Annotated in this window: 22 protein-coding genes; 17 read left to right on the forward strand and 5 right to left on the reverse strand. The window is 33.5% G+C overall.

Going from position 1 to position 24,042, the window contains the following annotated elements:
• Positions 1–98: 98 nt before the first annotated feature.
• From HNQ00_RS05120 to HNQ00_RS05175, 12 genes are all read left to right on the forward strand, one after another.
• On the forward strand, positions 99–1,817 hold the full coding sequence (locus HNQ00_RS05120) for an ATP-dependent nuclease (protein WP_173837251.1): 1,719 nt from the start codon (positions 99–101) through the stop codon (positions 1,815–1,817).
• 190 nt (positions 1,818–2,007) lie between these two features.
• Positions 2,008–2,484, forward strand: a complete 477-nt coding sequence (locus HNQ00_RS05125; protein ID WP_173837252.1) for a glycine zipper 2TM domain-containing protein — start codon at positions 2,008–2,010, stop codon at positions 2,482–2,484.
• Between the two features lie 185 nt (positions 2,485–2,669).
• The gene (locus HNQ00_RS05130; protein WP_173837253.1) at positions 2,670–3,074 is read left to right on the forward strand and encodes a hypothetical protein; all 405 of its coding nucleotides are present in this window, start codon (positions 2,670–2,672) and stop codon (positions 3,072–3,074) included.
• A 201-nt stretch (positions 3,075–3,275) separates the two neighbouring features.
• Positions 3,276–3,971: a DUF3667 domain-containing protein gene (locus HNQ00_RS05135; RefSeq protein WP_173837254.1), complete on the forward strand. Its 696-nt coding sequence runs from the start codon at positions 3,276–3,278 to the stop codon at positions 3,969–3,971.
• 151 nt (positions 3,972–4,122) lie between these two features.
• Positions 4,123–4,935, forward strand: coding sequence for a metallophosphoesterase (locus HNQ00_RS05140; RefSeq protein ID WP_173837255.1), 813 nt, complete (start codon positions 4,123–4,125; stop codon positions 4,933–4,935).
• A gap of 841 nt (positions 4,936–5,776) precedes the next feature.
• Positions 5,777–5,956, forward strand: a complete 180-nt coding sequence (locus HNQ00_RS05145; RefSeq protein WP_254598443.1) for a hypothetical protein — start codon at positions 5,777–5,779, stop codon at positions 5,954–5,956.
• A 236-nt stretch (positions 5,957–6,192) separates the two neighbouring features.
• A complete protein-coding gene (locus HNQ00_RS05150; protein ID WP_173837256.1) occupies positions 6,193–6,903 on the forward strand; it encodes a hypothetical protein in 711 nt (236 codons plus the stop codon).
• A gap of 119 nt (positions 6,904–7,022) precedes the next feature.
• The gene (locus tag HNQ00_RS16390; RefSeq protein ID WP_463671349.1) at positions 7,023–7,721 is read left to right on the forward strand and encodes a M949_0222 family glutamic-type intramembrane endopeptidase; all 699 of its coding nucleotides are present in this window, start codon (positions 7,023–7,025) and stop codon (positions 7,719–7,721) included.
• 114 nt (positions 7,722–7,835) lie between these two features.
• Positions 7,836–9,044 carry an aspartyl protease family protein gene (locus HNQ00_RS05160; protein WP_173837258.1) on the forward strand — a complete coding sequence of 403 codons (1,209 nt, stop codon included), beginning with the start codon at positions 7,836–7,838 and terminating at the stop codon, positions 9,042–9,044.
• Positions 9,045–9,125: 81 nt separating this feature from the next.
• Positions 9,126–10,043: an ABC transporter permease gene (locus HNQ00_RS05165; RefSeq protein ID WP_173837259.1), complete on the forward strand. Its 918-nt coding sequence runs from the start codon at positions 9,126–9,128 to the stop codon at positions 10,041–10,043.
• Positions 10,040–10,720: an ABC transporter ATP-binding protein gene (locus tag HNQ00_RS05170; protein WP_173837260.1), complete on the forward strand. Its 681-nt coding sequence runs from the start codon at positions 10,040–10,042 to the stop codon at positions 10,718–10,720. The genes HNQ00_RS05165 and HNQ00_RS05170 overlap by 4 nt, the downstream gene beginning before the upstream one ends.
• A 309-nt stretch (positions 10,721–11,029) precedes the next feature.
• Positions 11,030–12,787 (forward strand): aromatic amino acid hydroxylase, encoded by a 1,758-nt coding sequence (locus HNQ00_RS05175; RefSeq protein WP_173837261.1) that lies wholly within the window; start codon positions 11,030–11,032, stop codon positions 12,785–12,787.
• 403 nt (positions 12,788–13,190) lie between these two features.
• Here the strand turns inward: HNQ00_RS05175 and HNQ00_RS05180 are convergent, their stop codons facing one another.
• The 4 genes from HNQ00_RS05180 to alaS all read right to left on the reverse strand — a co-directional run bounded on the left by HNQ00_RS05180 (position 13,191) and on the right by alaS (position 18,306).
• Positions 13,191–13,811, reverse strand: coding sequence for a DUF4230 domain-containing protein (locus HNQ00_RS05180; RefSeq protein WP_173837262.1), 621 nt, complete (start codon positions 13,809–13,811; stop codon positions 13,191–13,193).
• Between the two features lie 2 nt (positions 13,812–13,813).
• Positions 13,814–14,764 (reverse strand): GSCFA domain-containing protein, encoded by a 951-nt coding sequence (locus HNQ00_RS05185; RefSeq protein WP_173837403.1) that lies wholly within the window; start codon positions 14,762–14,764, stop codon positions 13,814–13,816.
• A gap of 4 nt (positions 14,765–14,768) precedes the next feature.
• Positions 14,769–15,554 carry a hypothetical protein gene (locus HNQ00_RS05190; protein ID WP_173837263.1) on the reverse strand — a complete coding sequence of 262 codons (786 nt, stop codon included), beginning with the start codon at positions 15,552–15,554 and terminating at the stop codon, positions 14,769–14,771.
• Positions 15,555–15,669: 115 nt separating this feature from the next.
• Positions 15,670–18,306: an alanine--tRNA ligase gene (alaS, locus tag HNQ00_RS05195; protein WP_173837264.1), complete on the reverse strand. Its 2,637-nt coding sequence runs from the start codon at positions 18,304–18,306 to the stop codon at positions 15,670–15,672.
• Between the two features lie 332 nt (positions 18,307–18,638).
• Between alaS and HNQ00_RS05200 the strand changes: the two genes are divergently transcribed.
• From HNQ00_RS05200 to HNQ00_RS05220, 5 genes are all read left to right on the forward strand, one after another.
• On the forward strand, positions 18,639–19,616 hold the full coding sequence (locus tag HNQ00_RS05200) for a M23 family metallopeptidase (protein WP_173837265.1): 978 nt from the start codon (positions 18,639–18,641) through the stop codon (positions 19,614–19,616).
• Positions 19,617–19,999: 383 nt separating this feature from the next.
• On the forward strand, positions 20,000–20,332 hold the full coding sequence (locus HNQ00_RS05205) for a MerR family transcriptional regulator (protein ID WP_173837266.1): 333 nt from the start codon (positions 20,000–20,002) through the stop codon (positions 20,330–20,332).
• Between the two features lie 63 nt (positions 20,333–20,395).
• A complete protein-coding gene (locus HNQ00_RS05210; protein WP_173837267.1) occupies positions 20,396–20,983 on the forward strand; it encodes a LemA family protein in 588 nt (195 codons plus the stop codon).
• 121 nt (positions 20,984–21,104) lie between these two features.
• Positions 21,105–21,542: a TPM domain-containing protein gene (locus HNQ00_RS05215; protein WP_173837268.1), complete on the forward strand. Its 438-nt coding sequence runs from the start codon at positions 21,105–21,107 to the stop codon at positions 21,540–21,542.
• Entirely contained in the window at positions 21,523–22,353 is an 831-nt protein-coding gene (locus HNQ00_RS05220) for a TPM domain-containing protein (protein ID WP_371738867.1), read from the forward strand. Before HNQ00_RS05215 ends, HNQ00_RS05220 begins: the two co-directional genes overlap by 20 nt.
• 293 nt (positions 22,354–22,646) lie before the next feature.
• Here the strand turns inward: HNQ00_RS05220 and der are convergent, their stop codons facing one another.
• The gene (der, locus tag HNQ00_RS05225) at positions 22,647–23,954 is read right to left on the reverse strand and encodes a ribosome biogenesis GTPase Der (protein WP_026708974.1); all 1,308 of its coding nucleotides are present in this window, start codon (positions 23,952–23,954) and stop codon (positions 22,647–22,649) included.
• Positions 23,955–24,042: the final 88 nt, after the last annotated feature.

The following is a 24,042-nucleotide window of genomic DNA, read 5'->3' on the forward strand; positions in this document are numbered from 1 at the left end:
ATATTATCTTAGTTGAAAATAATCAGTTCCGGAGTTCGCAACTGACGCCAAGCGCGGGAACGTTGTGCGACATTATAAAAAAAACGAGATGAAAAATTATGTCTGAAATTCGAATTAAAACTATTTCAATTAAAAATTACAGATCGTTTAAAGATCGTCAAGTATTTAGATTTCCTGATAATGAATATTTAAAACCAATATCAATTATTGGTTATAATAATTCAGGAAAAACTAATTTAATGAATTCAATACTTTACAGTATAGGAAATAAATTCACTTCAAAAGAAACATTTTCTATAAATGATTTTTATAATCGTGACATTATAAATATTCCAGAAATTATTTCCTTAACAGAAAGTACAACAGTACCCAAATATGATGGTAAATTAGCTAACTTAAATGGATATAATAGATTAGAAATCCAAACCGATGGTTTTGAAATTGAAGGCGCAAAAATTGCATCATTAAAGCCAAATTATACTGATAAAAATTGGGAAGCATTTGGAGCAAATAAATACTTTAATATTTTTTTCATTAATTTTCATAACATAAAAGAAGAAATTTCAACAAAAAAAACAAGTTGGGGAAATTTAACTTCATTTTTAGCCAAACATATAAAAAAATTAGTTGACGGAGATTTAGAAATGTCAAGTAAAAAAGAAGCTTTTAATACTGAAACTAAAAAAGCTACTGAATCTGTTTTAGAAAACTCTGATTTAAAAAAATTTATTTCTAATATTAAATTAAACTATACAAACAACTTAAGAAATAATAACTGTCACGTTGAATTTGGCTTGCCAAATTATGAAGATATATTTCTTCAAATGATATTTAAAATTGGACTAAACGGAAATAATGAAAAACAAATTCCCATTGATCAATTTGGAGATGGTTACATCTCAATGTTTGTTATGGCCGTAATTCAAGCAATTGCCGAAACTAATACTGAAGATAAATGTCTTTTCTTGTTTGAAGAACCAGAAAGTTTTTTACACGAAAATCATCAAGAATATTTCTATAAAATGGTTTTATGCCCTTTAGCCTCTAAAGGTCATCAAGTAATTTATACAACACATTCTGACAAAATGATAGACATCTTTGATACAAAAAGTATTATTCGAGTAGAATTTGATGAAAATGAAAAACGAACTATAAATAAATATAACAATCTTGAAGATTTTATACCAACCATTAAACCGATCATATCATTAGAAAATTATAATAGTTTTATAAAATCGGTTGAACCAAATTTGAATAAAATACTTTTTAGTAGAAAAGTAATTTTAGTAGAAGGACCTAATGATTTACTTGCATATAATTTCGCAATTGAAAAAACAGTTATGACTTTAATAAATGACATAAATTATGCAAAATCATATTTAAATTTTAGAAATATTAGCATAATTCCACATCACGGTAAAGCAACTGCTTTATTATTGATTGACTTATGTAAACATTTTGGTCTAGAATATTTTGTTATCAATGATTTAGATTTTGAAGACAATTTCATAACTCAATTAGATAATTTTGAAAATTTGACAGAATTAAAAGAAAGCAATTTATATCTTGATAAAAACAGTGCTAATAGAGGAATGATAACGACAAATTGGAACTTAATAAAAAGTGCTAACTTGAATAATTTACACTTTAATATTCCGAAACTTGAAAGTGTTTTAGGATATGAAAGTAACGATAAAAATAGCTTAGGAATTTGGAATAAGTTAAATGAAATTGAAAACTTTGAAGAGAATTTTTTACCCAATAAATTAGCTTCATTTTTGGAATTTGATAGTTTAGAGGAGCTATTAAAAGAATAACGATCGCACAACAGCGGTTTGCAAAAATGACGAGATATGTGGTGAATTCACGATTATCTTTCGCAACAGATTTTATCTTAGTCGAAAATCTCGGTCACGAAGTTCGCCACTTCCGCAAGCCGCGACACGTTGTGCGTCAGTTTAGAGAAAGTACATTCTAGACAAGATATTCATTTAAAAAAATAATTTCATGAAAAATTGGACAGAAAAACTAAAAGAAGTTTTAGAAATTAAAACTAAAAACTATTCAAGTCAGGAAAAGGAAAATATAAGTTACAAATACTTAAACAATTTAATTTTAAAAATTGAAAACGGAATTATTTCAGCAAATGAAGAACTAAAGTCCAAAGTAGAATATGTAATTAATGAAATACCGTACAAAACACCCGAAAATAATATAATTTATAATACTAAACATTTAAATGAAATATCAAATTTACAAACTTTTATAGAAGAAAATTTCAAACTTGTTAAAACAAAAACATTTCAGAAACGTTATATGTTGTTAGGAATTCCTCTTGGATTGCCATTTGGATTGCCACTTGGAGTAGCCCTTGGTAACATCGGTCTAGGTGTGATTATCGGTATGCCAATCGGAATGATTGCAGGACTTTTAATCGGTAATTATTTAGATAAAAAAGCAGAAAAGGAAAATAGAACAATATAAAACCGATCGCACAATAGCGGTTTGCAAAAACGGCTAAATATGTGGTAAATTCACGATTCTCTTTCGCAAAAAATTTTATCTTAGTCGAAAATCTCGGCTACGAAGTTTGCAACCTCACAAAGCGGCAAAACCTTATGCATCAGATAAATACAAAAATTAAGAAAAACAATTAAAATTACAATTAAATGAAAAAATATATAATTTTAGTAATCATATTGACATTGAATATTAATTTGTATGCGCAAGCTCAAATTGAAAAAAAACAAAATGATTTACAACAAATAAATGAAAATTATATTAAAACATATAGAATGTTTCCAACTGCAAATGTATGGCATTTTATAAAATTGAACACTCAAACTGGACAAATGTGGCAAGTTGAACTTAATCAAAAAAAATCTAATCAATTGGAAACTCCTATAAATAGTTCATCGTTAGTAGAAAAACAAAATGAAGTAGATAATAGGTTTACACTATATTCTACTAATAATAGTTGGAATTTCTTTCTTCTAGATCAAATAGATGGTAGAGTATGGCAATTAAATTGGTCAACTAAATCTGGGAAAAGTGAAATTATACCTATCCAGTAATTAATTAATAATTACGAGAAAGAATGGTCGATCGCACAACAGCGGTTTGCAAAAATAGCGAAGTATATGGAAAATTCACAATTCTACTTCGCAAGAAATTTTATCTTAACCAAAAATAATCGGTCACGAGCTTCGCCGCTTCTGCAAGCCGCGACATGTTAGCAGAAATTATATTACAAAAACTAGAAAGAGTCTATTTATATGGGGAAAATTGAGGGTTTTGAGGAAAATAAAAAATTGAAACGGATCGATTCGTTATATATTATTCATGAAATAAAACATCTTTTACATCTTGAGAGTGGTTTTTTGTTTACCGTAAAACAACTTTTTATAAGTCCAGGGAAATTAGTAAGGAATTTTATTTTTGAAGACAGAAGCAAAGTTACCAAACCTCTAATTTTTTTAATATTTTCCACTACGATATTTACTCTAGTACTTCACTCTTTACATATTGAATATCAATACTTCAATATTGGAAACGGAAGTATAGACTCATATTTATCAAAAGAAGCTCTTAATAATTGGTTAAATAATCATGTTGGTTATGCTTCACTCTTTTTTGGATTTTTAATCGCATTATGGACAATGTTGTTTTTTAAAAAACATAAATACAACATTTATGAAATTACAATTTTGCTGTGTTATTCTTTTGGACAATTATTTTTAATATTATTGAGTTTCTCATTAATAGGTTTTTTATTTAAAAACAATTCCATTGCCTTTGTAGGTGTTGTTATTGGATATTTATATGTTGCTTGGTCTATTGGACAATTTTTTGGAGAGAAAAAAATTACAAATTATGTTAAATCAATATTCTGTTGTATTTTCGGATTTGTTTCTTTCACTCTTATTATGTTGATACTCGCACTTATTTTTAAACAATTGGGATTGAAATAACTGCTGTTAACAGCCAATTGCAAAAATGGCGAAATATGAGGTAAATTCACGTTTATCTTTCGCAGGAAATTTTATCTTTAGCGGAAAATAATCGATTACGTAGTTCGCAACATCGCTAAATGCCAAAACGCTACCAATAATTGAATAAAAAATGAGCAAATTAAGCAGAAGAGAATTTATTAAAACAGGGATATTTGCCTCAATTGGATTAGTTCTTTTGGATGCTTTTTGGTTTGAGAAATATGTTATTGATTGGAATTATTTTGACATTTCAAAGTCGGAAAAAAATAAAATAAAAATTGTTCAAATTTCAGATTTGCATTTCGACCAATTAAGATATTTTCATAAATCAATCGCAAAAAAAATCAATTCAATTAACCCTGATTTAATTTTCATCACTGGAGATTCTGTTGACAAAACTGAAAAAATAGATTCATTAAACGAGTTCCTCTTGTTAATTGATCATTCGATTAAAAAGTATGCGATAACTGGAAATTGGGAATATTGGGGAAATGTGGATCTGACAGAGCTTAAGCGTATTTTTTCTATAAATAATTGTGAATTATTGATAAACGAAAATAGGACACTTTCGATTAAAAATCGTAAAATCTCAATAATCGGAATTGATGATTTTGTTGCTGGAAGCGCTGATTTTGTAAAAGCAGTTGAAAATCTAAAAGAATCTGAAACCAATATTGTGTTATCACATTGTCCAGAACACAGAGATATAATCACAAAACAAAAGGGAAATTTAAATATTGATTTAGTCCTCTCTGGTCATACGCACGGGGGACAGATAACATTTTTAGGTATTGTTCCTTTCAAACCTAAAGGAAGTGGAAGATATTTAAAAGGCTGGTATAAAGAATCTGAGCCAAAAATGTATATTTCAAAAGGAATAGGAACAAGCATTTTACCAATCCGATTTGGAGCAAGGGCTGAAATGGTTGAAATGGACCTATAAAACTTATGGAGAATAGCCATTTTAAGCTAGCTAAAATTCATTGGAATTAGCATTTTTAATCCTTAATTTTCACTCTCAATACCAAGGTGGTAATTGGGATAGATCCAGAAACTGCTCAAGCTTTGCATTAGCTACAAGCGGTCTAAGATCACTATAAACAAATGCTCTGGCTCTAGGAGTTGTTGAAACAATGAAAGGGCTATAACGTTAATTGGTAAACGATATCTTGGATATGTTGATATTGTATTAATGATGTATGATTTTAAAAACTGTGTTACCAAACTAACCGAATATTAAGAACCTATTTATGGACAACCAGATTAAATTGAATCACCGTTTATCAGAAATTGTAAATGTTTTGTATATGATTGGTTATATCTTAGATTTTGTTGAGAGAAATGCAAACTTACAATTATCAATCAAGTATATCTCGACCATACCTTTTATAATAAACTTCATCATACTTTTTTATTTACTATTTCATAAACTGAAGATTAAAAAAATGGAAGGAAATCATAATGTAAAAATAGCATCAGTGATATTCAGGTTAGTACTTAATTTATTATTTTTATTATTGATATTATTTTTTGATACTTTATGGAAATCAATATGATTCGTTGTAGCTCAATACTTCGTACAAAAAAACATAAACCTTTAATCTAAACTATCGTAAAGTAAAAGCAGTTTTATCTTTACCAAAATTGATTTTATAGCTCATGGAATTTTTAAAAAATGTTTTAAAAAAGATAACTAGTAGTGTCAAAATAACAAAAGATTCTAACGATATTTAAAAACGATTATGATGATAAAATTTTGGATGATTGCTGTTTTTATTTTTATTATGTCAACATATATCTTGTCGAAATTAACTTTGAAATCAAACAGAGAAGAAGCTGGTGAAAGAATTTGGAGATTTGGAAACGGACGCTCTGTCTATTGGCGTATTCTTACTTTGTGTAGTTTTGGAGCAACTGCTGTAATAATGCTTATCATGCACTGGATTGGGATTTCTATTATTTAAAAGTTGACCTATTGTAAAAGATCGCTTTAATTGCAAATTGGTTTCAGTACTAGAACCAACATGTACAATAGAAAGGTGCTAGTTAATACAAACGGTTACACAAGGCAAAATAACAAGCTATAGTTTCCACTGCACATCAAGTGCTATGACGTAGAAAATGGCTCGGTTATCTATTTCCAGCCATGTTATAATGGAGAACTTAAAAGAAAACAACACACGTTACAACTGATTATATTATGGGATTTTTAGAAAAACTTTTTGGAAAGAAACAAGCAGAGGATCGCTCACAAAACATAGTGAAAAATGAAACTATTGCAGTAGAAAAAGGAGAAACTTTTATTGCTACAGCTGAAAATCAAGGGTATAAAGTTATTAGACAATTGACCGCAAAGCAGCGCGAAAGCATTGACAAATCGACGATTTTACTACGAGCAAGCCAACTCTACATGCATTATTACACAGACAACCTAGTTTGTACCGATAAAAACGATCCAGAATGGCTTAACAAGGTAATGTTCTTCTGGAAAGCCGAAGAGCCATTTCCTAAAAAATCGCTTCCTCCTGTATTTGAAACTTTCAAAATCAAAAACTTCTTGTTTGTGGGCGATGTTCCAAACGTTACCCTACAAGTTGCGCAGGCCATGCCGTGGTTTGGAATGCCAGGACTTGGGGATAAATGTGTATGCGAACTAAACGGAGAACAAATTACAATACCCGAGTTAAACAAACTAGGAGTGGTTGACTATGTGGAGCCAGTTACCCTGACAAATTTTAACTTGGAGATGCTATTTAACAAGGGGGAGTACTTCTGGCTAATCGATGATAGAATGACCCCTTTTAAAAATGGCTCTTTCCACCTCAATGATAAACCAATCCCAATCGATGTAGCCTATAGCATTGGTGGTATTCATCTAGTAAAGAAAACGACTTTAGAACAAACGGCATAGTGGCCACTTAGTACTTTGAGGCTGCTTTTTGCAAGCTAAATTGTAGTGGGTTTTCTGTTTCAAATTGCTTTTAATATTAAAGAAATAGCAACCAAACAAAACTAAAATTTCACTAACGAATGCGCCCTAAAGCGTTAAAATACAATACATTGCCATACAATTTAATAAAAGTTGATTTTTTGAATTTCTTTAAAAACCCCAATCAAAAGTTTATGGGGCCATTTAAACGAGATTTCTTTATATTTCTTATTCTTACGCTACTGAATTTTTTAAGTGTATATGTAAAATCACTATTTACCCACAATCCGTTTATCGATGAAGGAGATTTGGCAAAATTTAATTCTGCAAAACTTTTTTCCTTTGTACTTCTAATACCATTAATCGAAGAATTAGTCTTTAGGGGATTCTTACAGTATAAATCGCGACTAATTTTTATGTTAAGCGCTATAGCAGTACTCTTTTTTACGAGTTCTTTTATTAAACTAGAAACAGCTAGTACAGCTATTTTAGTAATGGTATCGATTTTAAGTTTAATAGTTCTCTTCAACAAAAGAGCATATCATGCTATGTTGCGTTTTATAGCAAGAAACACCATAGCAATCACTTTAATTTCAGCAATTTTGTTCGGCTTTGTCCATTTATTCAATTACGATACTTTTATCTGGTTGAACTTAATTCCAATAGCCGATAAAATAATCTCCGGACTATTTCTATGTTATATAGCAAAAAAATACAGTATTTGGCATTCTTATTTCTTCCATGCACTAAATAATTTGATTCCTTTTCTACTCATTTTACTGTATCAGTTAATTCAATAATCAGCTGCTATTAATCACAATTTAAATAAATAGTTAGAAGAGGTCGAAGGAGTTGGGGATAATGAGAATATAGGAAATAGTATTTTAAAACGATTTAATACAATAAACGAAACAATGAAACATATTTTACTAGCATTTTTTTTATTTGTGATAATAGGTCAAAATGTGTATTCACAAGTCAAATTGCCCATTCTAAAATCAAATATTAAGGAATTAGATATAAAAGAAGGCACATCTCTTTACAAAAAAACTTGGAATGTATCACCAAAAATAAAGCCTGATGTATTTGTTACAAATGCATTTAAAGGATCTAAGCAAATTGTTTTTTATTCAGATATTGATTCAATCAAGTTTACAGTTAAGCCAAACAAAAAATATGATTTTATTGTATTATTAGATGGAAAAGAAAAAGCTTACAGTCAAATAAACACCTATTCGAACGAGGAGCCTTCCCTAGACCCAAAACTTTTCTACACTAGATTGAATGCTAATGCAGGAGCAATTGACACTATTCCATTCAAACTAGGAGAAGACAACCGCATTCATTTTGAAGGTCGAATAAACCAATCAACCATATTAAACTTTCTGTTTGACACTGGAGCGAGTTCTTGCATAATTACCAGCTCGATAATTAATAAAAAAGTACTTTTAAATATAGATTCCAATCGAGAGAATGTAGGTACTGATGGTGTGTCAACGGTAGGTGTCAGTAGAAAAAATACAGTTGAGATTAATAATTTAATTTGGAGCGATGTAACCTTATTATCCATTGATTACAAAAAACCTTCTTTTGACGCAGTTATAGGTTGGGTGGCATTCGAAAATAAAATAGTGGAAATTGATTATGAAAATAATATACTGGCTATTCATCAGTCATTACCAGAACTATCAAATGAATACACAAAAATTGATTTAAAACTAATAGGCGGTATTCCATATATAAAATGTCAACTAATTGTAAATGGAAAAGAGACGGAAGGTTGGTTTGATTTTGATACCGGTTCAGATGGAGAATTAAGCATAGGCCAGTTTTTTGCCAAAGAGCATTCATTAATAAACGTCATGAAGGAAACAGGAACCAGTGAATCAATTGGTACTGCTGGAAATAGAATTAAAAGTAAAGAAGTTATACTTCCAATATTAAAATTGGGAAAATATGAAATGTATAAAATTCCACTGTCAATTGAGTTAGAAGAGGTCGAAGGAGTTGGGGATAATGAAAATATAGGAAATAGTATTTTGAAACGATTTAATACAATAATGGATTTTAGAAATAACTATATTTATTTGAAACCAAATAGCTTATTCCATAGTCCATTTTGAACAATGGGAAAAACCAGCTTTTTAACTTGTGGGAGTCGCGAGGAAGTGCGTTCTTGAAACAGATTCCAACCTACTTAAATAATGAAAGAATATTTCACTTTACAATATAAAATGGGAAACAGACATCTAACCGAATGGGGAATCGAACCTCTAATTGGGTATGTTGCTAGTAGTGTATTGTTTGTTTTTATTTCTGTTCGTTTGTTTGATAAAATGCAATACGCCGAATACCTCTATGTTGCCGCGGCTTTGACTATTATAATAAAATTGAGCGAAGGAAATCGAACAACCTTTTTGAAGTTTTGCTTCTCTAAAGTGCAATACATGAAAATAAGACTAATTGAAAATGGTTTGTTTGCAGCTCCCTTCCTTATTTTTTTGGCATATCAACAACTGTACTTGACTGCTAGTGTATTAGCACTATTCTCTGGCCTTTTATCACTAATGGATTTAAAATATAAATCGACATTTACATTACCCACTCCTTTCTATAAACGCCCTTTTGAATTTGCTGTGGGCTTTCGGTCAAATTATTTCGTTTTCCCTTTTGCCTATTTTTTGACGTTTATGTCAATCTATGCTGATAATTTTAATTTGGGAATTTTTTCATTACTTCTTACGTTCCTTTGCTACCTCGCTTATTATACAAAACCAGAAGAAGAATTTTACGTTTGGGTATTTTCTTTGAAACCAAAAGAGTTTTTAAGATATAAGCTAACAAATATTATCCAGTACGCTAGCATATTATCCCTGCCTATAGTCGTTATTTTATGTTGGTACTTTAGTGAAAACATAGAGATAATAATAGCATTTCAGTGTTTGGGTTATCTCTTTGTATCTACAGTAATGTTAGCGACATACGCTATGTTTTCTGAAAAATTGAATATTAAGTTTGGAGTGATTTTAGTTTTGACATTTTGGTTTCCCCCATTGTTGGTGCTGATTATCCCTTATCTCTATTTTCAATCAATAAAAACGCTAAAAAAAACATTACAATGATTACTATTGAAAACGTATCTAAATCATTTGGTAGCAAAGTAGTCTTAGAAAACATAAACCTGAAACTGGAGAAAGGAAAGGTTTACGGAATTGTAGGCGAAAATGGCTCGGGTAAGACTACCTTATTCAAATGCATCGCTGGTTTAGAAAGCTACCAAGGGATTCTAAATTGCGATTATGGAAACAGTAAAGATTTTCTTGGTTATTTACAAACAGAGCCGTTCTTCTTTCCAAAGATAACAGGAGCAGAATACATCCGATTACTTTGTAATGCCAGGAATGTTGCTTGTGACAATTTAATCGAGAAGAATGTATTTGATTTGCCGCTGAATGAATATGCTGTTAATTATTCTACCGGGATGAAGAAAAAACTGGCTTTTACTGCAATATTATTACAAGAAAACAAGCTGTTTATTTTAGACGAACCTTTTAACGGTGTGGATATTCATAGCAACATGATCATCACTGAAATAATTAGTAAATTAAAAGAAATGGGGAAATCAGTTCTAATCTCTTCGCATATTTTCTCAACCCTAAACGACACTTGTGACGAGATCTTTTTATTAAAGAATGGCACAATAATTAAAAGTGTTACGAAAGGCGAATTTCATGATTTAGAGAGCGAAATGAAAGCGTTTACATTGGGAAATAAAATTGAAAAATTAAATCTAAAGTAAAAGAATTTAGTTTACATGATTGCTTCGTTTCTAGCAATGACTGTAATTGCACTTAATTCGTTTTTGTCACTACTTATATTATTTGGTTCCTTCATATACTATCGTACCACAGCTCCCCTAGCCGCGATTGCAATGAAAAGCTTTTTATGCAAGCCGTTTTTTGGTTTTTCTAGTTTATAAAAAGCGACCGCAGGAAGCTCTTTTAGAAACTTTAGAAAAACAAACGGCTCAATAAAAACTTGTAATGAAAAGCGGGAAATAGCTTCTATAATTCGTACTTTTGTAGCTCACCACTACAACGTTTTAGATATGAATGCAACTATTGAAAGTAATCCCTTATTAGACCGATTACCCAAACATTTAAAGCAATTTATTAAAGCTCAGGATTATAGCGATTACACGCCTATTAATCAGGCAGTTTGGCGCTATGTGATGCGTAAAAATGTAGATTATCTTTCGCGAGTAGCACATAATTCGTATTTAGAGGGTTTGAAAAAAACCGGAATTCAGATTGATAATATCCCTAGTATGTATGGTATGAACCGTATTTTGACCGAAATAGGTTGGGCTGCTGTTGCTGTGGATGGATTTATTCCTCCTAATGCGTTCATGGAGTTTCAGGCGTATAACGTTTTAGTGATTGCATCAGATATTCGTCAACTCGAACATATAGAATACACGCCTGCTCCAGATATTATTCACGAGGGTGCTGGGCACGCGCCTATTATTGCCAATCCTGAATATGCGGAATATCTTCGCCGTTTTGGAGAGATAGGTTGCAAGGCGATTTCGTCAAGCAAAGATTACGAGATGTACGAGGCAATCCGACTTTTATCGATTGTAAAAGAGGCTGAAGGAACGCCACAAGCGACGATCGACGCTGCTGAAAAAGCAGTGGAGGACTTGCAAAACAACATGGGAGAATTATCTGAAATGGCTCAAATACGTAACCTGCACTGGTGGACCGTAGAATACGGTTTGATTGGAACTGTTGAAGATCCTAAAATTTATGGTGCTGGATTACTTTCATCTATAGGAGAAAGTGCGCACTGCATGACGCAAGAAGTAAAAAAAATACCTTATGATATATCAGCAGCTTACCAAAGTTTTGATATTACAAAACTACAGCCACAACTGTATGTAACCCCTACTTTTGCCTATTTAAATTTGGTTTTAGAGGAATTTGCTAATAAAATGGCGTTGCGTACTGGTGGTCTATCTGGAATTGAGAAGTTAATTAATTCAGCTGCTCTTGGAACGATTGAATTGAGTACTGGATTGCAAATTTCGGGTGTTTTCACTAATGTGATTGCACATGAAGGTAAACCAATTTACATACAGTCAACAGGAAAAACAGCGCTCGCTTCACGGGAAAAAGAATTGGTAGGACACGGAACTTTGACGCATCCTGACGGTTTTGGTAGTCCGATTGGGAAACTAAAAGGCATCAACTTAGCTATAGAAGACATGAGTCCGAAAGACTTGCTTGCTTACGACATTCTAGAATCTAAAACGGTAAGATTAGAGTTTGAAGGAGGAGTTGTTGTTGAGGGCGAAATCGTAACGGGTTCTAGAAACTTACAGGGTGAAATTATTTTGATTCGTTTTAAAAATTGTACCGTTACGCATGGAGAAACTATTTTGTTCCAACCGGAATGGGGCGTTTATGATATGGCGGTAGGAAAGAAAGTAGTTTCGGCTTTCTCTGGACCCGCTGATGTGAATAGTTTCGACTTAATCACACACATGCCTTCTAGCACAACAATAAAAGCGCAACAAAGCGCAGAACGTGATGATCTGGAGGTTCTGTATCAATCTGTTCGAATGATTAGAGAGAGCAAAGACACTACCTCTTCGTTGGTTGTGATTTTTGGGGATGTACAGCAAAACCATCCTAAAGATTGGTTGCTTTCTGTAGAAATCGCCGAACTGTTGCAAGAACGCAACGATATGTTTTTAATGGAAGAGGTAATCGCCTATCTTGAAACACAAAAACAAAGAAGACCAGAAGTAGCACACTTAATTTGTGGTGGACTGGATTTAATTTTCGAAAAAGCCAACGCCTAGTTAAAGCAAATAGATTCACTGATAGATGTGAATGCAACAAATATAAAAACCGCAAATTCGCTGATCATCATAGCGGACTTGCGGTTTTGTTTTGAGACGAATTAAACCTCAACTAATAATTACACATTACTATGCTAAAAAAAATCAACCGCTAATTCGCAAATTATTGTAGCGCACTTGTGGTTGTATTTTAAAATTAAAAAGCCTTACTATGCTCAAAAAAATTAACCGCAAATTCGCAAATTATTTTAGCGCACTTGTGGTTTTGTTTTAAAGTAATACAATACTGAATTGAGCTATTTTTAATCTGCGAATTTGCGGTATTATTGTAAAGCATTATAAAGCATAGTGGAGCTCTTTTTAATCTGCGAATTTGCGGTAAATAAAAACGGTAAATAAAAATTTAAAGCTTTATTTGTTGATTCAAAGCTTCATTATTTTCAATAACTTTTCCGTCGTATTTTAAGGTCCATCCTAAAGTACTGGTCGTAATCAACAACTGCGACAATTCACTAATTAAGCGGTTTTGTGCATTTGATTTCAAGGTAGATTTTTCGATCTTCTTAGCCAAATTCGCTTTAACCGATTTGTTGATTTTGTTATAGTCGTCAGCCGTAAAAGGATTCAGCTTACTTTGTTCTACATCATAGAATTTAATATCTGGATTGATTTTTATTTCCTCTTTAGGTATGTAAACAATTGAAATCACCTTATTTGCTTCGTCGATTTCGTATTTCATCTTATGCAAGTCGTAAGCCACCGAAACATCTGCATTGACTATCACTAAAGCTTTCTTGTCAAAGTGTACCATTCCCATTAAATACTTCTCTTGGTTTTTGTACGTGATCACTTCTGAGAAATGCCCTTCGGTAACGATAAGCTTTCCTACGTTCAAAATTTGCTGCTGGATTAGACCCGCACTATCTATTGTCGTTGCATCATCGGATTTTTTAAAATCACAAAACTTGAACAGCAGTAATACAGTCCCTATTAATCCTATAAAAATGAAGAATCTCTTTAACATAATTAAAATTTCATGAATGAATATTTAGCCACTACTTTAGCAATCTTAGCCTTTAAGTTGGCTTCAAATTTTTGATGACTCTCAGAATCTGGATTGAAAGACCGATGCTGTAATGATTTTTGGATTGTCTCTATCGCATCCATAGTTTCAAAGGCAGCACTAGCAATATAGGTTTCTTTAAAACGATCCCAAATATACTGTATAGCAACCGCTGATGGGTGCAACATATCATCAGTATAAAAACGATAATCTCTTAACTCGTCCATCATGATTTCGTAACTAGGAAAATAACTCGTAGCTGCATTTTTAAAATCGCAAGAGGAATGAAGTGCACTTATTAAATGCGCTTTACTCAATTGATTTTCGACATAACCGTCTTTGATATGACGTACTGGTGAAACGCTAAAAATAAAGTGAATTTCAGGATTAATCGATTGAATTAGTTTCAGGGTGTTTTCGATACTCTGTTGGATCGCTATAATTGAAAGCAACTCTTTGCTAAACTGCTTTTGAGGTACTTTATGACAATTAGCCACAAGCTCACCAGTTTCATTAAAACGATACACCCATGAGGTCCCATACGTAATAATTACAGTGGTTGCAGCAACTAATTGGCTTCTAGTTGCCACTATAATAGCATTTAAATCTCTAAGTAATTCTTCTTTATTACTATTGCTCAAATCTGAATGTGCATCAAAACAATGCCAACGCTCATTGTGAAAAAACAAGTCAGTTGCGGTAAACTGTTTATTCAAGACTGCGTGACTAACCAGTTTTTCAATTGCCACAGGATGGAATAAGATACCAAAAGGATTGCAGCTATTTTGAAACTTAAAATAGTCTAGTTTTTCAGCCATATTTACTGCAAAGCAAGAACCCAAAGACACCACCTTTGCATCGTAATCAATTTCATGACCACTTTTAAGAATGGGTATTTGGGTTCTAAATTGCATGTCTTTACTCATTGTAGAAATAAGTGGTTTTTAACGCTCCTGATTTTCCGTTTTGCGGTCTCACATCAGAAGTGATTTGCTCCGTAGGACGCTTTCCTTTTTCATCATAGGTATAGCTATACATATATAAATTTGCAGCAGAAATCTCTTGATCTCCCTCTTTTTTGCTATTTGTAACCGCAATAATAGTAACATTATTTGCCGAAGCTATTTCCTTATAATCTAATAAATTTACAAATCCTTTTGCTGCTGCTAATGGATTAACCTTATCATCATATTCATAGTCTACCGTTTCTTTCTCAACTGTTTTACCATCATTAGAAACCGTTGTGCGTTCCTCCTTTGCAAGATTGCCTTTTTCAAAAATCAACAATCCGGTAAACAGCACTTTTTGTTTGTTATCTGCATCAAGATCATAGTGCTCAAAACTAATAGTGTCTTTACCCTTTTGCGTATATATTACCCCATTAGATGCTGTTTTAGCCTCTAATAATTGGTCTTTATCATACGTATAGGTCGTAATTACAGTTTTTTTGCTTTTTTTATCTAGAACTGATTTTTTTGTAATTAAATCCTGTGTATAAGTAAAAGTAGTCAAAGTGGCTACCGCATCTATCGTTTTGATAAGGTCGCCCTCATAAGTGTAAACAGTAGCTGTTTCTTTCCCGTCTTCAGTAGTTTCTACCACTTTTTTAACCAAGCTAGCTTCAGATTGATTCTCTCCAGAGCAGGCAAAAATTAAACTTATGAACACGATAAACAAACCAATAACTCCTTTACTTTTCTTCATCTTTTTTTTAAATTTTTTTCATGCTTTATACCTTTATAATGCAACAACCATGCTACGCTACGCAGGCAAATTTACTTTAACTACTAAAACTATAGTGACGCAATACATTAAATTATTAGTCCAAAAAATCTTTGGCCTTAGCTAATGCTTCTGGAATCCCCTCTGCTTTTTTACCACCAGCAGTTGCAAAGAACGGTTGTCCTCCTCCTCCACCTTGAATGAATTTACCTAATTCACGAACGACAAGTCCGGCGTTTAAGTTTTTATCAGCCACTAATTCTTTAGAAATATAACAACTCAACATTGGTTTTCCTTCTTCGGCTGTAGCCAAAACTAAAAACATATTGGTTCCTAATGTTCCTAATTCGTACGCCAAATCTTTAGCCCCTTCAGGATTTAAGTCTACTTGTTTTGCTAAAAATTGCACGCCGTTGATTTCTTGGATTTCTTTAGCTAAGTCGCCTTTCATATTTTTAGCCTTGTCTTTCAACAAACTTTCTAATTGCTTTTTCAATTTTGCATTATCGTCTTGCAAAGCCACAACTGCTTTTAAAGCGTCTTGTGGATTTTTAAGCGACAATTTAATTTCGTTTAACAATACCTCTTGGTTGGCATAATGCTTTTTCACAGCATCAGAAGTTATCGCTTCAATACGACGAATTCCTGCTGCAACTGCACCTTCAGATACAATCTTGAAAGACCAAATTTCAGCGGTATTGTTTACGTGAATTCCTCCACACAATTCCATGCTGTCTCCAAATTTGATGGCACGAACAGAATCTCCATATTTTTCACCAAATAAAGCCATAGCACCTTCTGCTACCGCTTGCGCAAAAGGAATGTCTCTGCGTTCAATTAACGGTAATTGCTCTTGGATTCTTGCGTTTACAAAATCTTCGACTTGCTTTAATTCTTCATCAGTTACTTTAGCAAAATGCGAAAAGTCAAAACGCAAGTTATTTGGCGTTACCAATGATCCTTTTTGCTCAACATGCGTTCCTAAAACGGTACGTAAAGCCAAATGCATCAAGTGTGTTGCTGAGTGATTCTTAGCAGATGCTGCTCTTAAATCAGTATTTACTTTTGCTACAAAACTTGCATTTACATTTTCAGGTAACTGCTTCGCCAGTAATAATATTAAGTTATTCTCTTTTTTAGTATCTATAATTTGGATGGTCTCATTTGCCGAAACCAATGTTCCTTTATCTCCTACTTGCCCTCCTCCTTCTGGATAGAACGGACTATTATCAACAACGATTTGGTACAAAACACCATCTTTCTTAGAATCTACTTTTCTAATACGAGTAATTTTTACATCAGCTTCGGTTTGATCGTACCCTACAAATGTTTCTACATTACCAGGAACTAATACAGACCAATCTTCAGTTGAAACCTCAGATGCTGCGCGAGAACGTGCTTTTTGTTCTTGCATTGCTACATCAAATCCAGCTTCGTCTAACGCTAATCCTCTTTCTCTTAAAATTAAGGCTGTTAAATCTTTTGGAAAACCAAAAGTATCATAAAGTTCAAAAGCTTTCGCTCCGGCTACCTCTTCAGATTTTGTTTCGCTAATTACATTTTCAAGCAATTGCAATCCTTGATCTAATGTTCTTAAGAAAGAAGCTTCTTCCTCACGAATTACATTAGTCACTAAGTTTTGCTGCGATTTGATTTCTGGGAAAAATTCGCCCATTTGATCTGCTAGAACAGCAACCAACTTATAAATAAAAGGTTCTTTAGTATCTAAAAATGTGAATCCGTAACGGATGGCACGACGCAATATACGACGAATCACATAACCCGCACCAGTATTAGATGGCAATTGACCATCGGCAATGGCAAAAGCCACCGCACGTACGTGATCTACAATGACACGAATTGCAATATTGGTTTTATCTTGCTCTTCCGAAATGTTCTTAATCTCGTTTGAAGTATATTTCAGCCCTGTAATCTCCTCTACTTTAGCGATAAGCGGTGTAAAAACATCGGTATCGTAATTTGAAGTTACGTTTTGAATGGCCATACACAAACGCTCAAATCCCATTCCAGTATCTACGTGTTGTGCTGGTAATTTCTCAAGTGATCCATCTGCTTTACGGTTGAATTCCATAAATACGTTATTCCATATCTCTACAACTTGAGGATGATCAGCATTGACTAAACTGCGTCCTGAAACGGCAGCTCTTTCAGCATCTGTACGTAAATCAATATGTATTTCAGAACAAGGTCCGCATGGTCCTTGATCTCCCATTTCCCAAAAGTTGTCTTTTTTGTTTCCAAGGATAATGCGATCTTCAGGAACAAATTGTTTCCAAATATCAAATGCTTCTTGGTCAAAAGGGACATTCTCTGCTTCGTTTCCTTCGAAAACAGAAACATACAAACGGTCTTTATCTAATTTCAAAACCTCTGTTAGAAATTCCCATGCAAATGGTAGTGCTTCTTTCTTGAAATAATCTCCAAAAGACCAATTCCCCAACATTTCAAACATGGTATGGTGATAGGTATCAAAACCTACATCCTCTAGATCGTTATGTTTTCCTGAAACACGAAGACATTTTTGCGTATCGGCAATTCTATTACTTTTTGGCGTGGCATTTCCTAAAAAATACTCTTTAAACTGTGCCATTCCTGAATTGTTAAACATCAATGTAGGATCGTCTTTAAGGACAATTGGCGCAGACGGTACTATTAAATGCCCTTTGCTTTGAAAAAAATCTAGAAATTGTTTACGTACGTCTTGTGATTTCATTATTTATTTTAGTTTAAAGTTTGAGGTGTAAAGTCAATTAGACCTGAAACTATCTCATTTTACTATTACATTTCTTGCCCCAGATAGTAGTGAAAAGCTTTAAAGTTTTAAAATCTATTTTTTCTAGGGAAAGTAGCACATGTCCCGAACCTTCGGGAGAAGCTCCTACTAGCGCAGTAGAAAAAATGATTTCAAGACGAGAACTTGAAACGGATAGCTGGAATAGGCACTTTATTAATTTATTCTTAAAAAAGGACGTCCCCAAATGAAACATTTATTAAATTTGTTGTCCTAACCTTTTTATAAGGTGCAAAAATAGGGTATTTTAAAGTATGGCGAAAGTAAAATATTATTACGATTCTGAAAATCTAGCATATCGAAAAATTAAGGTAAAAAAAAGGAGGAAATTTGGCTACATCGTTTTGTTTCTGGTTGCTTCTGCCTTATTTGGTTTCTTGAGTTTTGTAGTTTTATTAAACACACCGTACTTCAAGACCCCAAAAGACCTAATTCAAGAACGAGAGATTGGGAATTTAAAATTAAATTATGCCGTTTTAAATAAAAAGATGGACCAGTTTGATAATGTCTTGAGTGCTATTGAAGATCGTGACAATAATTTATACCGTACCTATTTTAATACCGCTGCAATAACAACGGAAGCTCGCAAATCTGGTTTTGGAAAATTAGAAAGCTACGCAGCATTAGAGGGATACAACAACTCACAGTTGGTTTTAAACACAACAAAACGTGTTGATGGTTTATCAAAGGAATTGGCGATACAATCAAAATCATTAGATTACATTTTGAAATTAGCCAAAGAGAAAAACAAACTATTGGCAGCTATTCCTGCCATTCAGCCAGTAAAGAATGAAAATTTAAAACGTATGGCTTCTGGTTTTGGATACCGAACAGATCCCTTTACCAAGGCTCGTAAAATGCATGAGGGAATGGACTTTACAGCAAATACTGGCTCTCCCATTTATGCAACCGGTGATGGCGTAGTGGCACGAGCAGACAATACGGCATCGGGTTACGGAAATCATGTTGTAATTAGGCATGGTTATGGATACGAAACATTGTATGCACACATGAGCAAATACAATTGCAGAGCAGGACAAAGAGTGAAACGAGGTGACATAATAGGTTATGTAGGAAGTACAGGGAGATCTGAAGGGCCGCATTGCCATTACGAAGTACATAAAGATGGAAAAGTAGTGAATCCTTTGAATTTTTATTACGGTAATATTTCGGCTGTTGAATATGTAGCGATAGCGCAAATTGCAAATCAAGAGAATCAGTCTTTGGATTAATTTAAAGCGGGGTTTGAGTGGGCGGTCTCGGGGTGCGTTGATAGTAGGCAGTCTCTGTTTGCAGTTTTCAGGCTTTGATTGCGGGGTTTAAGTTCGCAGTCTCGGTTTGCAGTTTTCAGGGTTTGATTGCGTTGATAGTCTCAGTTGGCAGTCTCAGTTTGCGGGGTTTAAGTTTGCAGTCTCGGTTTGCAGTCTCAGTTTGCAGTTTTCAGGCTTTGATTGCGTTGATAGTCTCAGTTTGCAGTCTCAGTTTTCAGTTTGCAGGCTTTGATTGCGGGTGTTTCTCAGCAAAATATATCTTTGAATGCTAACGAATGCCAAAATTAAAAGAAGATAAAATTGGTTTTCAAAATCAGTTTTTAATATAAATTATAATAAATCATATGCATATAGAGCTTTCTAAAGATAAAAGGTATTACAGTATAGGAGAGATTGCGAAGGCTTTTAATGTGAATGCATCATTGATTCGGTTTTGGGATAGTGAATTTGATATTCTTAAACCTAAGAAGAATGCTAAGGGAAATCGTATGTTCACTCCTGAAGATGTAACCAACTTACAATTAATCTATCACTTAGTGAAAGAAAGAGGCTTTACTCTTGAGGGTGCAAAAACTCATCTCAAGGAGGGTCAGAAAAAAACTTTAGATAAGTTTGAAATTATTCGAAAATTAGAAACTATTCGAACACAATTAACTAATATAAAAAACGAACTGTAATCGTAATGGCAGTTTAAAACATTACAAACAATCAAATAACAAATCAATTTAAAAAGCACACACATGAAAAAGTTTTTACCATGGATTATTTTAGCCGTAGTTGTCATAGGAATGTACAGCTGGGTGAAAGGAATTAACAATACAGCTGTAGAATTAAATCAAAACGTAGAGCAATCTTGGGGAGATGTACAAACGGCTTATCAAAGACGTAATGACTTAATAGGAAACTTGGTTAACACTGTGAAAGGTGCAGCTGAGTTTGAAAAAAGCACTTTAACGGCAGTTATTGAGGCACGTGCAAAAGCAACTCAAGTTACTATCGATCCTACAAATATTACTCCTGAGCAATTGGCTGCCTTTAATTCAGCACAATCTGGTGTTAGTAGCTCTTTATCTCGTTTACTTGTTTCTGTAGAAAGATATCCTGAGTTGAAGGCAAATCAGAACTTCTTGAAATTACAAGATGAGCTGGCTAGTACTGAAAACCAAATTTTAACATCAAGAACTCGTTTTAACGAGTCGGTTAAACCATATAACACGCACATTAAGACTTTCCCTAATAGCCTTTTTGCAGGAATGTTTGGTTTCCAAGAAAAAGCGTATTTCAATGCAGTTGAAGGTGCCGACAAACCGGTTGAAGTAAAATTCTAAAACAATTCAACAAAAAAGGATTTAAAATAAACCATTAAGAAATTTAGATTATTAAGAAATAATGAATCTTGTTTCTTAATGGTTTATTGTTTTAAATTAATTGTAACATAAAAAGTAACTCATGTCTAAAGTAGAAGATTTTTTAACGCAAGCAGAAGAACAGGAAATTGTTGAAGCGATACGTATCGCCGAGACAAATACTTCTGGAGAAATAAGAGTCCATCTTGAACAAACAACACAGTTAGATCCTTATGATCGCGCATTAGAAGTTTTTAACGAATTGAAAATGGATGAAACACAGTTAAAAAATGGTGTTTTAATCTATCTGGCTGTAGCCGATAAGACATTTGTTATTTGTGGAGATCAAGGAATCAACGATATTGTTACCAGTGATTTCTGGGATAGCACGAGAGACATAATGGTTGCTCATTTTAAAAACGGGAATTTCAAGCAAGGTTTAATAGATGGGATTTTAAGAGCTGGAGAAGAGTTAAAAAAACATTTTCCCTGGTCTGAAGATGATACAAATGAATTATCAAATGAAATATCTAAAGGATAATATGATTTTACAAAAAAAGAATACAACGTACTTTTTGCACATACTAATTTGTCTTTTTATTACAAATTTAGGATTTGCACAATTTACAATTCCTCCCAAACCGGAATTCCAAACGAGCGTATATGATTATGCTAAGGTACTTAGTGCGTCAGAAAAGGCACAACTAGAGCAAAAATTAATTCAGTATGCTGATACTACGACGACTCAAATTGTAATTATTACTATCGAAAGTTTAAAAGGTGAAGACATAGGAATTCTAACTCCAAAATGGGGACATGAATGGGGAGTTGGTGGCACACAAAAGGACGATAATGGTGTGCTTATATTATTAGCAAAAGCGGAAAGAAAAATATGGATTTCAGCTGGGTACGGACTCGAAGATCGTTTAACAGCAGGAATTGGTGGGGAAATAACTAGAAATATAATCTTGCCCGAATTTAGAGCTGGTAGTTATTACAACGGTTTAGACAAAGGCACCGATGCGCTTTTTGATGTTTTTAAAGGAAAATACAAAGGCAAAAGAAAGGCTGCAGAAGGCAACGATTTCCCGCTCCTACCTCTTATAATTATTATCGTAATCATAATAGCACTAGCATCAAGAAATAAAGGCGGAGGAAACTCAGGCAATCGCGGTGGCGGCGGCCCTAGCTTACTTGACGTTATTATTTTAAGTAGTCTTGGCCGTGGCGGCGGAGGTGGCGGTTTCGGCGGAGGTTCATCAGGTGGTGGATTTGGCGGCGGAGGCGGTGGTTTTGGTGGCGGATTCGGTGGAGGTGGATTCTCTGGTGGAGGATCTGGCGGAGGCTGGTAAGCAAATTGAAACTTTAAAAAAAGCTGCTGTATAGCAGCTTTTTTTTAAGCACCACAAGTATCAAAATAAATTCGCTTATCTCATATAGGGAATCTTGCGAAAAGCTAAAGACAACACGCACCATAGAAGCATAACAAGCTTATTTATCTTACATGAAATAAAATGTGATAATAGAAATAGTTTTCGACTTCGCTCTAATTGAAATAAGAACTATTTTATAAAAGCTAGTAACACATTATTTTAAAAACAGCTTTAACTAAAAAAATCCCGATTCACATCGGGATTTTTCACTTTTATTTTTCTCTAATATAAATATCTATCGGAACTCCTGAGAAATCCCAGTTGTCTCTAATTTTATTTTCAAGGTAACGCTTGTACGGTTCTTTTACATATTGTGGCATGTTAGCAAAAAACACAAACTGAGGTGTTGGCGTAGGCAACTGCATACAATATTTAATTTTCACATACTTCCCTTTAGTAGCTGGCGGCGGGTAGGCTTCAATCACTTTCAACATGTATTCGTTGAATTTTGAAGTTGCAATACGTTGTTGTCTACTTTCGTATACTTTTACCGTAGCTTCTAGAGCTTTTAACAAACGTTGTTTTGTCAAAGCAGATACAAAAAGAATAGGCACATCAGTAAATGGCATTAATTCTTGTCTAATTTTCTCTTCGTAATCTCTAGTAGACATCGTCTCTTTTTCGACTAAATCCCATTTGTTTACTAAGATTACAACTCCTTTACGGTTTTTTTCAGCTAACCAAAATATACTTTGATCTTGCCCTTCAAATCCACGAGTTGCATCAATAATCAAGATACAAATATCAGCATGTTCAATAGCACGCACAGAACGCATTACCGAGTAAAACTCTAAATCTTCCTTTACCTTAGCTTTACGACGAATTCCCGCAGTATCCACTAAGTTAAATTCGAAACCAAAACGGTCAAATTTTGTATCGATAGAATCACGAGTAGTACCCGCAATATCAGTTACTATATAACGATCTTTACCAATTAATGCATTGATAAAACTTGATTTTCCAGCATTAGGACGCCCTACAACTGCAAAACGTGGCAAATCAGAAACTTCTTCTACAACTGGTTTCTCTGGGAAAGCAGTAATTAAAGCGTCTAATAAATCTCCCGTTCCACTTCCTGAAATACTTGCAAAAGTATAGTACTCCCCTAAACCAAGGTTGTAAAACTCCACTGCATCTTTCTCACGCATAGCGTTATCTACTTTATTCACAGCAAGAAGTACTGGCTTAGTTACCTTACGTAACAACTTAGCCACAGTATCATCCATAGGGGTAATTCCTTCTTCTACATCAACGACAAAAATGATTACATCAGCCTCATCAATCGCAAGTTCGACTTGCTTACGGATCTCTCCTTCAAAAACGTCATCAGATCCACGGATGTATCCACCGGTATCAATCACAGAAAACTCTTTTCCGTTCCACTCGCTTTTACCGTAGTTTCTATCTCTGGTAACTCCAGAAACCGAATCAACGATCGCTTCTCTTCTTTGTATCAGCCTATTGAAAAGGGTTGATTTCCCCACATTAGGTCTTCCTACTATCGCAACAATGTTATTCATAATTCTAATTTGAAATATTTGGCAAAGGTAGTGCAAAAAGCATGAATATCAATATTTTTGATATATTAGCACTTTCACTCATATTTAA

Source organism: Flavobacterium aeripolare (genome assembly GCF_013294025.1).
Taxonomy (GTDB): Bacteria; Bacteroidota; Bacteroidia; order Flavobacteriales; family Flavobacteriaceae; genus Flavobacterium.